The sequence below is a fragment of the Staphylococcus sp. LCT-H4 genome (genome assembly GCF_001866145.1).
GTDB classification, from domain to species: Bacteria; Bacillota; Bacilli; order Staphylococcales; family Staphylococcaceae; genus Staphylococcus; species Staphylococcus succinus.
The window spans coordinates 564,951-579,833 of the sequence record NZ_MODY01000001.1 but is presented as its reverse complement, the minus strand read 5'-3'; the positions used below and the strand labels follow the sequence as shown (position 1 = coordinate 579,833).

At 33.4% G+C, this 14,883-nt stretch carries 10 protein-coding genes and 1 pseudogene; 9 read left to right on the top strand and 2 right to left on the bottom strand.

The genetic code is table 11. The annotated features are described in order from the left end of the window. Positions 1 to 147 precede the first annotated feature (147 nt). The gene (locus BK821_RS02685) at positions 148 to 1,743 is read right to left on the bottom strand and encodes an ABC transporter ATP-binding protein (protein WP_071331126.1); all 1,596 of its coding nucleotides are present in this window, start codon (positions 1,741 to 1,743) and stop codon (positions 148 to 150) included. Between the two features lie 433 nt (positions 1,744 to 2,176). On the opposite strand from BK821_RS02685, the pseudogene BK821_RS02680 reads away from it, so the two are divergent. The 8 genes and pseudogenes from BK821_RS02680 to gtfB all read left to right on the top strand — a co-directional run. Further along, positions 2,177 to 3,172, top strand: a pseudogene (locus BK821_RS02680) (ABC transporter permease); the annotation flags it as partial. A gap of 4 nt (positions 3,173 to 3,176) precedes the next feature. Then, complete coding sequence (locus BK821_RS02675; RefSeq protein WP_071331125.1) at positions 3,177 to 4,340, top strand: ABC transporter permease; 1,164 nt, start codon at positions 3,177 to 3,179, stop codon at positions 4,338 to 4,340. 17 nt (positions 4,341 to 4,357) lie between these two features. Next, positions 4,358 to 6,145 carry an ABC transporter substrate-binding protein gene (locus BK821_RS02670; protein WP_071331124.1) on the top strand — a complete coding sequence of 596 codons (1,788 nt, stop codon included), beginning with the start codon at positions 4,358 to 4,360 and terminating at the stop codon, positions 6,143 to 6,145. Between the two features lie 62 nt (positions 6,146 to 6,207). After that, positions 6,208 to 8,220, top strand: a complete 2,013-nt coding sequence (ggt, locus tag BK821_RS02665) for a gamma-glutamyltransferase (protein WP_071331123.1) — start codon at positions 6,208 to 6,210, stop codon at positions 8,218 to 8,220. 714 nt (positions 8,221 to 8,934) lie between these two features. Continuing rightward, positions 8,935 to 9,285 (top strand): transporter substrate-binding domain-containing protein, encoded by a 351-nt coding sequence (locus BK821_RS02660; RefSeq protein WP_071331122.1) that lies wholly within the window; start codon positions 8,935 to 8,937, stop codon positions 9,283 to 9,285. Between the two features lie 171 nt (positions 9,286 to 9,456). After that, positions 9,457 to 9,816, top strand: coding sequence for a preprotein translocase subunit SecA (locus BK821_RS02655; RefSeq protein ID WP_103356889.1), 360 nt, complete (start codon positions 9,457 to 9,459; stop codon positions 9,814 to 9,816). 18 nt (positions 9,817 to 9,834) lie between these two features. Next, positions 9,835 to 11,343: an accessory Sec system glycosyltransferase GtfA gene (gene gtfA, locus BK821_RS02650; RefSeq protein ID WP_071331121.1), complete on the top strand. Its 1,509-nt coding sequence runs from the start codon at positions 9,835 to 9,837 to the stop codon at positions 11,341 to 11,343. After that, positions 11,336 to 12,667 (top strand): accessory Sec system glycosylation chaperone GtfB, encoded by a 1,332-nt coding sequence (gene gtfB, locus BK821_RS02645; RefSeq protein ID WP_071331120.1) that lies wholly within the window; start codon positions 11,336 to 11,338, stop codon positions 12,665 to 12,667. Before gtfA ends, gtfB begins: the two co-directional genes overlap by 8 nt. Positions 12,668 to 12,734: 67 nt before the next feature. Here the strand turns inward: gtfB and BK821_RS02640 are convergent, their stop codons facing one another. Further along, positions 12,735 to 13,124, bottom strand: coding sequence for a tautomerase family protein (locus BK821_RS02640; protein WP_071331119.1), 390 nt, complete (start codon positions 13,122 to 13,124; stop codon positions 12,735 to 12,737). Positions 13,125 to 13,409: 285 nt separating this feature from the next. Between BK821_RS02640 and BK821_RS02635 the strand changes: the two genes are divergently transcribed. Then, entirely contained in the window at positions 13,410 to 14,837 is a 1,428-nt protein-coding gene (locus tag BK821_RS02635) for an aldehyde dehydrogenase family protein (RefSeq protein WP_046838045.1), read from the top strand. Positions 14,838 to 14,883 lie beyond the last annotated feature (46 nt).

The following is a 14,883-nucleotide window of genomic DNA, read 5'->3' as shown; positions in this document are numbered from 1 at the left end:
TAAGCAAAGAGAGAAGTGCATACCATTATGTCTTTAGTTAAATAATATACAAGGTATCTCTGTGAAGTTAAAGAAAAAATGACACCAATAGTTAAATACTATTGGTGTCATTTTTGTAGGATGTCATCGGTAATACAGATGAATAGCCTAATATTTGGGAACTGTTGGGACTTCCGATATAAGTTTTTGCGTGTAAGGTGCTTGTGGATTTGTGATAAGACGTTCAGTATCATTGAGTTCAATAATTTTGCCATTTTGCATTACAGCGATTCGGTCACACATTTCATTGATAACACCCATGTCATGCGTTATAAAGATGTATGTAATACCCATATCTTCTTGTAATTGCTTCAATAACTGGATAATTTCTTTTTGGATAGAGACATCTAGTGCAGAGACTGCTTCATCACAGACGATAACTTTTGGATTCATAGAAATCGCACGTGCGATACTGATTCTTTGGCGTTGGCCACCTGATAATTCATGAGGAAAACGATAAAGGAAACTTTCATCAAGCCCCACGCGATGTAACAATGCAATGACTGCTGTTTCTAATGCATTTTCATCATTTATCATATTGTGAATTTTCAAAGGTCGGCCAATAATATCAATCACTTTAAACCTTGGATTAATGGAAGCATAAGGATCTTGGAAAATCATTTGGATATCCTTTCTTAAACTTTTCATTTCTTTAGCGCTAAATAGATTTAAAGGAAGATTTTTATACCAAATATAGCCTTCTGAGATTTCATTTAGACCGACGACCGTCTTAGCTAGAGATGATTTTCCGGAACCGGATTCGCCAACAATACCTAAAGATTCTCCACTTTTAATGTTTAAATTGACATGTTTTACCGCTCTAAACTGTGCGCCATTGCCTATAGGGTAATCGACACTCACATCTTCAAACTTCAAAAGTGTATCGCTATTTATTTGACGCGGCGTTTTGGGCGCGTATAAATCTGGAATAGAGTCAATTAAGTGGCGCGTATATGCAGATTGTGGGTTTTGAAATATGGTTTCGACACTACCGCTTTCTACAACTTCGCCTTGTTTCATGACTATAAGTTCATCACAAAATTGGTAAACGATACCTAAATCGTGTGTGATAAATAAAATAGATGTATCAATGTATTCATATAAGCTTTTCATCAGTTCGAGTAATTGATTTTGTGTACTTACATCGAGTGCGGTAGTCGGTTCATCTGCGATTAATACTTGTGGTTCTAATACGAGTGCCATTGCAATCATGACACGTTGACGCATGCCACCGGAAAATTCATAGGGATAAGCATTAAAATTACGTTCTATGTTTTGAATGCCTACTTTTTCTAAGATATCAATTGTCATCGCTTTTGCTTGTTTTTTATCAATTTTCTTATGTTGCAATATAACTTCAGTAATTTGTTTACCTATTGTAATACGTGGATTCAATGATGAAATAGGATCTTGAAAAATCATCGCAATATCTTTGCCACGAATTTTCTGAAAGGATTGATTCGAAAAGTTATTTAAATGGGCATCGTTAAATATGATCTCACCCGATAAAGTATGGTCAGGATAATCAGGTAACAAACCCATAATTGATTTTGCAGTAATACTTTTTCCAGAACCAGACTCCCCAACAATTCCTAAAATTTTCTTTTTATCTAGTTTGAAACTAATGTCTTTAACAGCTTGAATTGATGTTTCTTCATAATTGAAAGTCACGCCTAGATTTTTGACCTCTAATAAAGTTGGCATGAGGTAATTCCTCCCTATTCACAAATAGTTACTTTTAATCTATACTTTATATATCATACTAATCTACTCGAGTATAAGTTACAAGGAGTGATATTTTATTAACCATTATCAACAGGCTTTCAAACGATTATATAACAAAACGTTTTATCGCATTCTTTTTTCTCTATTAAGTTTACCGCTTTTTATATATGCAATTTGTAAGTATTTAATCATAGCGGATAAAATAACTGAGCCAGCACAAACTTCTGAAATTGAAGAAATCGTTGCTGCATTAAAGCAAAAGTATATATTTTTAGAACAACTTCGATCTGATATGCAACTGCAAAAGGAAGCACATCAAATATATCGTCGGCGCTACCGTAATAACGATACAAAAACTACAAATGATTTTACTTCATTTTATCAAGGTATTTTATTTAAAAACTTAATTGCATTAAAAATAATATTTGCTATTCCTTTGTTTATTGTACTGAGTTTTTATTTAAATCCAATGATCCGATACATATTTGAACGTATAGTAATGGCGGTTGTCGTTATTATTGGAGTGATAGTTGTTGTATTTACTATTCTTTATCTGTCTCCATTAGATGCTGCATACAGTATATTAGGACCAGATGCAACGAAGGCGCAAATCTATCAATTTAATGAAGCGCACCATTTAAATAGTCCTTATCTTGTGCAGTTATGGGATGCAATTAAAGGTGTATTTACATTCGATTTAGGTACGACGTATAAAGGGAATGAAGTCGTAACACATGCTGTGGCTTCAAGAATACCTATTACATTATTACTTACTGTGATTGCGTTAATTATTGCGGTTGTAATTGCCATCCCTATTGGTGTTGTGAGCGCTCTAAAACGTAACAGTTGGTTAGATGTCATACTTATGACACTAGCGCTCATTGGTTTATCGATTCCTAATTTTTGGCAAGGTTTGTTATTTATATTAGCTTTTTCACTGAAATTAGACGTCCTGCCACCATCTTATATGCCAGATAATCCTTTATCATTAATTTTACCAGTGTTGGTGATTGGGACAGCGATTGCTGCCTCTATCACACGCATGACAAGATCTTCTGTATTAGAAGTCATGAGAAATGATTACGTGATGACAGCATATGCTAAAGGCTTGTCAACAACACAAGTCGTCACTAGACATATATTGAAAAATGCAATTATTCCAATCATTACACTAATCGGTTTACTTGTTGCAGAATTACTTGGTGGGTCGGCTGTAACAGAGCAAGTCTTTAACATTAATGGTATTGGCCGCTATATCGTTCAGAAACAACTTGTCCCTGACATACCTGCAGTTATGGGCGGTGTAGTTTATATTTCAATTGTCATATCGCTGGTCAATTTAGCGATTGATATTTTCTATGCAATCGTCGATCCAAAACTTCGTAGTGAAATTAAGGAAAGGGAGTAATTATATGTCACAAAGAAAATCAAAAATAGCTTCCTTACATTTCTTCACAATATGTGCAGTTTTCACATATATAGTTACTATATTGACAGGATGTATTAATTTATTTAAAGGGTATGTAGCAGATACATTTTATATAGCGCAATTGGCACTTGTCATTCTTACAATTTTAATCACTGTGATTGCAATGTGTGAAAGGTATTGGCGTTATAATCAAACTTTACGCTACGTAGTCTATGTGATACTTATTGCGGCAACGTTTACTGGAAATGTATTTACATTACTTATGTTTGTGAGCGTTCTGCGATATTACCAAACTTCTATGAAAGGTATTTACAATGGCTGGGAATCTTTTGTGAAGAAAATGAAGTCAAATCGTATTGCTATGATTGGTATGATTATTCTAGTGTTTATGTTGACCTTATCTACTGCGTCTAACTTTGTGTTTGATACCACTTTGGCCACACAAAATCAATTTAATGATTTATTGAAACGCCCTAGTTTGGTACATCCATTTGGGACAGATGATTTTGGTCGTGATTTATTTACGCGCATTGTGGTGGGCACTAAATTAACGTTCTTTATTTCAATTATTTCTGTGGTGATATCTGTAATATTAGGTATGATCTTAGGCATGATTGCTGGTTATTTTGTGAAGGTAGATAACACTATTATGCGTTTCCTAGATGTCATTTTTGCTATTCCATCCTTATTATTAGCTGTTGCGATTATAGCTTCATTTGGAGCAAGTACGATGAATCTAATCATTGCATTGAGTATTGGAAATATTCCTTCTTTCGCAAGGACTATGCGCGCCAATGTATTAGAAGTCAAACGTACAGAGTACGTGGATGCAGCACGTATCACAGGGGAAAGTACTTTACGCATTTTATGGAGTTATGTTCTGCCAAATGCCTTGTCACCAATGATTGTACGTTTTTCACTTAACATAGGTGTAGTGGTATTAACAACAAGTAGTCTAAGCTTTTTAGGTTTAGGCGTATCGCCAGAAGTACCTGAGTGGGGAAATATCTTACGTACAGGTAGTAATTATCTTGAAACACATAGTAACCTCGCAGTATTTCCTGGATTATGTATTATGTTGCTTGTCTTATCATTTAACTTTATTGGAGATGCAGTGCGTGATGCACTCGATCCAAAAATTCAATAGAAGGGTAGGGAACGAAGTTGAAGAAAATCATAAGTATCGCCACGTTAAGTTTGGCATTAATTTTAAGCGGTTGTAGTGTTCCTACCAAATCTGAATTGCCGGATAAAGCCCAAAAAGTAGATGTTAAAGGTAAAAAACCTACAATTCGTTTTTTAGGACAAGCAAGTTATGAAAATGATATGAATATTGTTAAAGAACAGTTAGAACAGGCAGGATTTAATGTGAAAATGAACATCCAACCTGACTATGGAAGCTATCGAACACAACGAGAAGCAGGAAATTATGATATTCAAATCGATGATTGGACGACTGTATTCGGTGATCCTAACTATTCAATGAGCGCTTTATTTAGTTCCGAAGGGTCAAACAGTTTGTTAAAAAATAAGAAAATAGATCAAATGATTAATACTGCATCTACGGAAGAAAAATCAGAAGCCAAACAAGCATATAAAGCATTAGAAGATGAAGTTATCTTTAATAAAGCTTATATGGCACCTTTATATGGCGCGAAGAAAAATTTAGTTTATGACAATCAAGTATTGGATAAAAATAGCGTAGGATTACCAAACTCTCGCGCATTAATATGGCAACAATTTGATTATAAAAATAAAAAAGAGCGTGATACGAGACCGCTTGTAATGACGCAACCTGATGGTGAGATTTCTACATTGGATCCAATTCGTTCAATAGCGCCATCTGTTTATGGTATAGATATGAATATGTATACGCGGTTATTAACATTAGATGAAAATGACCAGATTACAACTAAAGGTTCTTTAAGTCGTGATTATGCTACAAATAAAGAGAATAATGAATTTTATTTCTTATTACGTGATGATGATTACTTTGCGAAAGTTGAGAATGGTCAAGCTAAGCGTACAAATGAAAGCGTAACTGCCGACGACGTGACATTCTCACTAAATCGTGCCAAAGATCAACACTCAGTTCCTGATAATAACACCTACAATATGCATCAACATATTAAAAACATAAGTGAGTTATCGGATTCCGATATAGAGAACCTAAAGAATATCAAAAGTAAAGGTAACCAATCTGTATATGATAAATTAATAAAGCAACATCAAGTCAAATCTTTAACTACGGATGACTCACAAGTAAGTAATAAAGATGGAAAATATCAAATGGTTAAAATTACTACAGATCAACCCATGCCTAAAGAAGTGAATTACCTCACACATTCATCGGCAGGTATTTTGTCTAAAAAATATGTTACAGAAATGAATGATGACAAACAATCAAAAGATTATGGTGATAGTAGCACTGTACCATCCAAAGATAGTGGGAAAAACCAACTCTATGCAAGTGGTGCTTACATTATGACTAAGAAAAATTCATATCAAGCGACGTTACAACGTAATCCTGGTTTTAATGAAAAAGAAAATGATGCCTATGGACCCGGGAAAATTAAAAACATAACGATGAAATTTAATGATGATCCAGACAATACAGTTTCTGAAGTAAGAAACCATTCGATTGATATGTTAGCGGATGTGGATCAAAAGAACTTTGATCTAATTAAATCTGATAGCGATTTAAGTATTGCACGTAAAAACGGTCGCAAATCAGTATTTTTAATGTTGAATAGTAAAAGAGGTATATTTAAAGATCAACCAGTCTTAAGACGAGCAGTTGTTAATGCAGTAGATCAAGATCAGTTTATTAAATTCTATAGAGGCGATAAGTTTAGAATTGCATCACCTGTTACGCCGTTATTAGACACGGGAAATAAGCAACGACAAAATTTAGAACAAGTTGAAAAAGAAATGAATCAAACAAGCAAATAACTCATAGAAAAGTTAGGTCTTATAACGGTCCTAACTTTTCATTATGATTAAGGAGGCATTAGATGTCAGCAAATAATCACAAAGTACATAACGAGACGCAATCTACAGAAGGGCTTATCTCTGTATCCCATCCTCTAGCAGCCGAAGTGGGGAAAAAAGTATTAGAGCAAGGCGGTAATGCAATGGATGCCGTCATCGCTATACAGCTTTATTTGAATGTAGTTGAACCTTTTACTTCAGGAATTGGAGGCGGGGGGTACTTACTCTATTTTGATAACGCAACAAAAGAAATAACGGCTTTTGATGCACGAGAAACAGCGCCAGCAGATATAGACCGTCAATTTTATCTCGATGACAAAGGGCAACATAAGACATTTTTTGAATTAAGTACGCACGGTAAAACAGTAGCAGTTCCAGCTATTCCTAAATTATTTGAATACATTCATGCAAAGTATAGTAATTTATCATTGGAGGATTTAATTAACCCAGCAATTGAACAAGCCGAAAAAGGACATCGAGCGAACTGGGCTACTGAAAAATATTCTTGGCATCAAATTGAGCGCATCCACAAATTTGCTGAAACACGTAAAGTATATACTAATACACACGATGACTATTTCCATGAAGGAGATTGGATAACGCTGCCCGATCTTGCGAAAACATTTCGTATTTTAAGAGATGAGGGATTTAGTGCTTTTTATAAAGGTGACATCGCTAATCAACTCGTGAATATCGTTCGAGAAAATGGTGGAACAATGACTGAAAAGGATTTAGCAGCATATGATATACGTATTAAGCAACCGATTTCAGCTAATTACAGAGGTTATGATATTCATGCAATGGGACCTTCTAGTTCTGGTGGCATCACTACAATTCAGATTTTAAAATTATTAGAGCAATTTGATATTCAATCAATGGGTCCACGCTCGACCGATTATTTGAATCATTTAATTCAAGCAATGCATATTGCATACAGTGATCGTGCACATTATTTAGCAGACGATGACTTTTATGATATTCCTGTAGATGCTTTAATTGATGAAGGTTATTTAAAAGAACGTAGCAATTTAATACAAGGTAACAGGGCGAATTTTGATATCGAGCACGGCACTAGCATCCCTTCATCTATAGCACATACTGATGTTGATGAAAAACATACTGAAACAACGCATTTTTCAGTAACAGATCAATATGGCAATGTGGCATCATTCACAACTTCTATAGGTATGATCTATGGTTCGGGTATGACAGTTCCGGGCTATGGAGTCCTATTAAATACAACGATTGATGGCTTTGATGTTGTGACAGGTGGCATAAATGAAATTGAGCCACGGAAACGTTCATTGAGCAACATGGCACCGACTATTGTTACTAAAAATGGTAAACCTATACTTGAAGTTGGAGCGCCGGGAGCGATTAGTATTATCGCAAGTGTTGTTCAAACACTAATCAATGTGATTGACTTTGATATGACCATTCAACAAGCGATTGATGAACCGAGAATTTATAGTAGTAACCCATCACGTATTGAATGGGAACCTCAGTTTACGCAAAGTACAATTTTAAAACTGATTGCTAAAGGACATGCATTTGAACGTAAACCTGAAATTTATATTGGAGATGTACATGGTTTACAGATAGATGAAAAAACAAATGCAGCCTCAGGTGGCGCTGATGATACGCGAGAAGGTGTCATTATCGGAGGCGACGTTCATATTGTTCGAGACAAACCATCAGTGATTAAATTTAAGGATGGAGCTGATTATAATGTGACGTTAAATCGTGTAGCATTACCACTTTATCATGATCAAACACTTATTTCAGAACAACGCTATTGGTTGCGCCAAGACGTAGCAATTGATGTGTTTTCAAACGATATTTCTCATATAGAAAATCATGCTTGTCAAAAATTCGACAACCAAAGCTATATTGATATTGTTGTGTTTGCTGAAGCACTCGGATATCAAGTAGAGATAAAAAATAATCATATTTCACTATTTAAAGATTATGAGCAACGTGTTGATGAAGAAGAAGCGGCATATTATCGCTATGACAAAGAAAGTATCACAAGATAATATTAGTGGTGTGAAATAGGTGTTTATAGTTGTAGGTACAGTATTTCAAACCTGAAATAGAGCGCATCGAATAGGCTTTTATGTGAGAAAACATGACTTTTGAAGTTATGTTTTTTTACACAAATTTTTAAAAAATAGAATATTCAGATAATATATGTGTATACCTATTAGAAATGGAGTGATACATATGTTATCAGGCGTATTGAAACCAATTGTTGACTTAGTAGCTGCATTAGGATTGTAATTTTTAAGGCATGAGTAATAGTGTATAAGATATGAAATAGCTAGTATATTTATATAGAAATGGAGTGATAAACATGTTATCAGGATTATTAAAACCAATTGTTGATTTAGTAGCTGCATTAGGATTGTAATGTTATAAGACGAGGAAAAACAGTGCATAAGATAAATAAATCCAGTATATTTATATAGAAAAAATCTGAAGCTTACAGTAAGTTATCTTGTTCACACCATGATTGCTGACTTCAGTAACGCAAACATATCTTCTTTGAATCATTGAGCGAAAATTGGCGATGCTAATCCTAATCCTATCTAAAAAAAGCCCTCACTATACGGGAGTGAGGGCTTTTTTAGATTTAGTATATAAAATCTAAACATCTACTAGAAAAGATAAAAAGTCTGTTTTAGGTCTGGATTTTTATTAAAAACATTAATGAATATCAAAATTTAAAAGGCAAAAAAGTTGCCGGAGTCATGGGATCAAATCATACAGAGGCTTTAGAGCAGTTTAATAAAGACAAACAGTATGATATTAAAACTAAGACCTATGAAAATAGAGAAAGTGCTATGTTAGATTTAGATAATAAACCTATAGATGGCTACATTAATTCCAGTTCGGTATTATCTGCAGAGAAAAACAAAAAAGGGAAAGATATTAAATTCATAGAAAAAGCAATCAATGTTGAACCTACCAGTTTCCCATTCAAAAAAGATAATGCAGATAAGAAAAAAGCTATAGATAAAGGTATAAAAGCATTAAAAGATGATGGAGAATTAAAAAAATCGTCAGAGAAATATTTGGGGGAAGATACTACCCAAAAATAATGTGACATATTAATTTGATTAAGAAGAAAGGTATGATTAAATTCACCTAAAAAGACGAAAAACTGTTTTCACAAATTTTTGAAAACAGTTTTTTCGTCTTTTTAGTTAATGCGAATTGAAGATTGTATCTATAAAAATATAAGTTTTAAGTTTGATGAAGATATAAGTTAAATAGATTTAACGAGTAAAGAAAATGTTCTCCAATTTTTAATGAGTCAATTCAATAAGCAGTTAAAGGAGAAGGAAGTAGCTTTAAAAAACGAATATTTCTATCTTAGATTTGCACAAAAATCTATTTTGAAAGCGATTAATAGTGGTTGGATTAATCAAGTTGATAATTTACAGCAATTAAAGGGTAGTGTAAATAATAGACAAAGTGGACAGCGCAATGCGATTTTTGAATATCACAAAAGCGCGCTAGATTCTTTTGAAAGTATGAATTATAAAATCAAGGGAAATATAATTAGAAATCTCTGTCAGAGTATGATTACCTATGACGAAGATGGTGATTTAGTCATTCATTTCCCATAATTATTGAGGTGTATTGAAATGACGATTTATAATATGAATTTTGGCATAGGATGGGCGAGTAGTGGTGTTGAATATGCACAGGCATATCGTGCAAAATTGCTAAGAAATACGCAACATTCGATGAAGTTTATATTTTTAGACTTTATTCAGTCTGAAAATATTCAAACACTAACAAGTAATATGGGTTTTCATGATACTGAAGTAATATGGTTGTATCAATATTTTACAGATATAAAGATAGCGCCAACGTCTTATACAATTGAAGATATTAAAAGTAAGCTTGGAACAGAGGTCACACATGTTGAGCATAAGGGGAAAATCAAAAGACTTTATCTAAACAACGCACAAACCTTTGTAACATGTTATTTAAAAGAAGTAGATAAAGATTTGGTTGATCGTGCTGAATTTGTAGTAAATGGCATGCTCATCAGGAAAGATTTTTATAGTTATGTAAGAATTTTCTCAGAATATTACGCACCACATGATAATAAATCCAAACTTTATATGAGGCAATTTTATAATGAAGATGGGTCTATTGTATATAATGAATATATTGATGGTGATTCAAATATCTATGCGTTTGAAGATGCTAAATTATATAGTAAAGAAGAATTTGTTGGTTATTTTATCCAGCAATTACAATTAACAAAGCAAGACATTATTATTTTAGATAGGTCTTCTAAAATTGGTCAAGCTGTATTACAACATAAAGGCTCAAGTAGGATTGGCGTAGTTGTACATGCCGAACATTTTAGTAAAAGTATTAAAGACGATAATCATATCTTATGGAATAACTACTATGAGTATCAATTTTCACAGGCGAAGGATATTGATTTCTTTATTACAGCTACAGATCTACAAAACAAAATTTTACGAGAGCAATTCAAAAAATATTATGGGATTATACCAAGAATTCGAACGATACCAGTGGGAAGCTTGGATCAATTAAAATATCCTACACAACCACGCAAACCGTATGCTATGGTTACAGCTTCACGACTAGCAACTGAGAAACATATTGACTGGTTGGTTCGGGCTGCAATAAAAGCCAAAGCAGAGGTCCCAGAATTAACATTAGATATATATGGGGAAGGTGCAGAAAAAGCACACATTACGCATATAATTGATGATTATAATGCGCAAAGTTATATCAACATGTTAGGACATGTTAAATTGGATGATATTTACGCAAAATATGAATTGTTTGTCTCCGCATCGACGAGTGAGGGATTCGGACTCACACTGATGGAAGCGGTTGGTTCCGGATTGAGTATGTTAGGTTTTGATGTGAATTATGGAAATCCAACGTTTATACGTAATAATAAGAATGGATTTTTGGTTCCAAATTCACTAAATGATGATGGCATGGAAGTTATAGTGAATCGCTTAGCTGAATATATGATTAAATATTTTAATAAAGGACTTCAACAGCCTCATGAAATTTCTTATGAAATTGCTAAACCATTTATGACTGCCCAAATAGAGCAAAAATGGAATAAACTAATAGAAGAGGTGCTGCATGATTAATTTATTTGAACGCTTTGATTCTAAAACACAAGTGTTATATAAATCCTTGCAGTTAGCAGGGCATCAAAATTATACAATTGTCATTCATGATGATGGATTTTTACCAGATAATATAACTTCCCCGTATCAGTTTTTTGCCGATAATCCAACTTCAGCTAATGATAAGTCGATGTTTTTTAATGGTATTGAAATTCCAAAATACTGGGAAATCGAAGGTAATAATGATGAAGCATGGATAAAAGATATGGGAGAAATACGCGGCAAAATTGTTTATCAAAAACAATATAAATCTAGGATTGTAAATCGAGTAGAATGGCTTGATAAAAATGGGAAAGTTCATTTTATAGATCATTATACTAAAAATGGCATCAAATTTTCTCAAACTGTATTGGATGAAAATGGGAAAGCGATATTAAAAAAATATATGAATCGAGAAGGCAAGGAAGTCATTTATGAAAACTATATAACAAAAGATATTGTTTTAGAATGGCAAGATAAGACATATTTCTTTGATTCTGAAGTTGCTTTCATATTATTCTATTTACAAGCTTTAAATATCGAAATGAACCAATTTGTGATTAATTCTTTATCAACTCCATTTGCTGTATTATATAATATGAATATATCAGGAAATGATGTATTGTTTTGGCAAGAACAAAGTGGCGGAAGCATTCCTGGAAATATGAAATTGATTTTTAATGCAGATATGGTGCGCCAATTTAAAATCATTGTGCCTGAACATGCAGAACATCAAACTTTGACGAATTCTATGCAAGCATTTGAAAAAACATGTGTATTTAAATCTGGGTATCTCTATGACTATGTTAAAAGAAATGAATATACAAAAAATGCATTAATTATGACAAATTCAGATCAATTAGAACATATTGAATCTATTGTGGCGGCGGTACCATACGTGTCATTCCATATCGCTGCGTTAACTGATATGTCTTCAAAGTTATTGAATTTAAGTCAGTATAATAATGTAAAACTATTTCCAACAGTAGATGAAGATACAATTCAGGCATTATATGAAAAGTGTGATGTCTATTTAGATATTAATGAAGGTAAAGAAATAGTGGACGCGTTAAGAAAAGCGCTTGATTATGACATGTTGATTATGGGCTACGAAGATATTGTACATAATAGAACTGTTACTGCCATTGAAAACTTATTCACTAAAGAAGATGAGGCACAGGCGTTAATTCAAGCATTGCACAAAATTTATAAAAGAAGAAAAGTGTTCAACCAACGTTTACAATTTCAGAAGGAGCATATTAACGAAGTAAGTGTTCAATTATTTAATCATAAATTAAAGGTGTAATTCGCTTTATGGAATTTTAAACAAGTGAAAAAGTTATAAAAAAACTTAGCAGTTAACCATATTGGTATTATAAATCACCGGTTAAGAATTGTGCTTTGCCGTTAAAAAAGCTCCAATCTTCATCAGTATTTTCTACTAAACTAATCATGATGTCCTCTTTACGTATGTCAGTATGTTCATGCAACGTATCTGCAAGCTTTTGATAGAAGTTTGTTTTCTCGCTTTGAGTTCTTGGTCTCGTAACAATCGTAAACACAAGCACATTTTCTGTGCGTTCAACACCTAAACCGGTATCTAATATTTGCATTTCGTAATCCTCATGTTGATTTACAATTTGGTATCTATCTCCCTCAGGTGCACCAAACGTTTCAAGCATTACACGATAAGATATATTTAATATCTCTTTGATTTCTGCTTTTTCTCTACCTTTGATCATATCAATTTTAATTAATGGCATTTTTAGGCTCCTCTTCTTCTATAAAAATTTTGTGTATTATATTATTTTTAAATATGCACAATCATATACGAGTTATAGTATATGCTATACCCCACTTATAACAATTTAATTGCCCAGGAAATATACATAAAAAGCATTAAAAGGCTTTAATTAAAAAATACATTTAATCTTAAGCCGATTATTTGAATTGATATTAATATCAGCGTAATATTCGATTGGTCTTAATTTATATCAGAATGTAATTTAAGCTGAATATGAATATAAAAGGTTAAGAGGAGTGGTAATATGTTCGATCAAACAAAACAATATATTAATGGCCAATGGGTCGAAAGTCACAGTAATGAAACAATGGATGTCATTAATCCAGCGACAGAAGAGGCTTTTGGTAAAATAGCTAAAGGTAATGCACAAGACGTGGAAGATGCAGTCAATGCAGCTGATAGTGTTTACTTAGAATTCAGACATTCATCAATTGAATATCGTAAAAATTTGCTTAACGATATTGTAAAAGAATATGAAAATCGTAAAGCAGATCTAGTTGAGGCGATGACTTTAGAACTTGGTACGCCTGTTACTGCTTCTGAAAACGTACATTATGAAATGGGATTAGCGCATTTTAAAGCAGCTAGAGATGCATTAGATAACTTCAACTTCAGAGAACGTCGAGGCAACAATATCGTAATTAAAGAAGCGATTGGTGTGGCAGGATTAATTACACCTTGGAACTTCCCTACCAATCAAACGGCATTAAAACTAGCTGGGGCATTTGCTGCAGGTAGTACTGTTGTCTTAAAACCTTCTGAAGAAACGCCGTTTGCAGCGATTATTCTAGCTGAAATTTTTGATAAAGTTGGCATGCCTAAAGGTGTATTCAACTTAGTAAATGGTGATGGATTAGGTGTAGGAAATCCAATTTCTGAAAATGAAAAAATTAGAATGGTTTCATTTACAGGATCAGGTAATACGGGTAGTAAAATTATGGAAAAAGCAAGTAAAGACTTCAAAAAAGTTTCGCTAGAATTAGGTGGGAAATCACCTTATATAATTTTAGAAGATGCTGATTTGGATAAAGCGGCTGATGCAGCTGTGCATAAAGTTGTCGATAATTCTGGACAAGTATGTATCGCTGGTTCAAGAACGATTGTTCCTGAATCTATCAAAGATGCGTTCATAGAAAAAGTTAAAGAAAAAATGAGCGACATTAAAGTCGGAGATCCACAAGATGCTACAGTTGATATGGGTCCAGTTATAAACAGCAAACAATTTAATCAAATTCAAGAATTTATTAAAATTGGTGCACAAGAAGGTGCTACAATTGAATTCGGTGGCGAAGGTAAACCTGAAGGTCTTGAAACGGGATACTTTGTAAAACCTACAATTTTCACTAACGTCGAAAATAGCATGACAATAGCACAAGAAGAAATATTTGGCCCAGTGATGTCTATTATTACTTACAGTGATGTTGATGAAGCAATTCGAATCGCAAATGATACAAAATATGGCCTAGCTGGTTATGTATATGGTACAGATATGGAAGTATTACAAAAAGTAGCTACTTCACTTGAAGCTGGTGTGATTGAAATTAATGAATATCCAAGAAGTGCTGATATGCCATTTGGTGGTTATAAACAATCTGGTATTGGCAGAGAATGGGGAGACTATGGTATTGAAGAATTCTTAGAAGTTAAAACAATTTCTGGTTTCTTCCAATAATCATAAGCAAAAATCCGTAGACAATAAGTTGTCTGCGGATTTTTTT

Excerpts from the sequence above, each read along its gene's own strand:
- BK821_RS02685 (WP_071331126.1), bottom strand. The coding sequence starts at position 1,743 with ATGCCAACTTTATTAGAGGTCAAAAATCTAGGCGTGACTTTCAATTAT.
- BK821_RS02675 (WP_071331125.1), top strand. The coding sequence starts at position 3,177 with ATGTCACAAAGAAAATCAAAAATAGCTTCCTTACATTTCTTCACAATA.
- ggt (WP_071331123.1), top strand. The coding sequence starts at position 6,208 with ATGTCAGCAAATAATCACAAAGTACATAACGAGACGCAATCTACAGAA.
- BK821_RS02660 (WP_071331122.1), top strand. The coding sequence starts at position 8,935 with ATGGGATCAAATCATACAGAGGCTTTAGAGCAGTTTAATAAAGACAAA.
- gtfA (WP_071331121.1), top strand. The coding sequence starts at position 9,835 with ATGACGATTTATAATATGAATTTTGGCATAGGATGGGCGAGTAGTGGT.
- gtfB (WP_071331120.1), top strand. The coding sequence starts at position 11,336 with ATGATTAATTTATTTGAACGCTTTGATTCTAAAACACAAGTGTTATAT.
- BK821_RS02640 (WP_071331119.1), bottom strand. The coding sequence starts at position 13,124 with ATGCCATTAATTAAAATTGATATGATCAAAGGTAGAGAAAAAGCAGAA.
- BK821_RS02635 (WP_046838045.1), top strand. The coding sequence starts at position 13,410 with ATGTTCGATCAAACAAAACAATATATTAATGGCCAATGGGTCGAAAGT.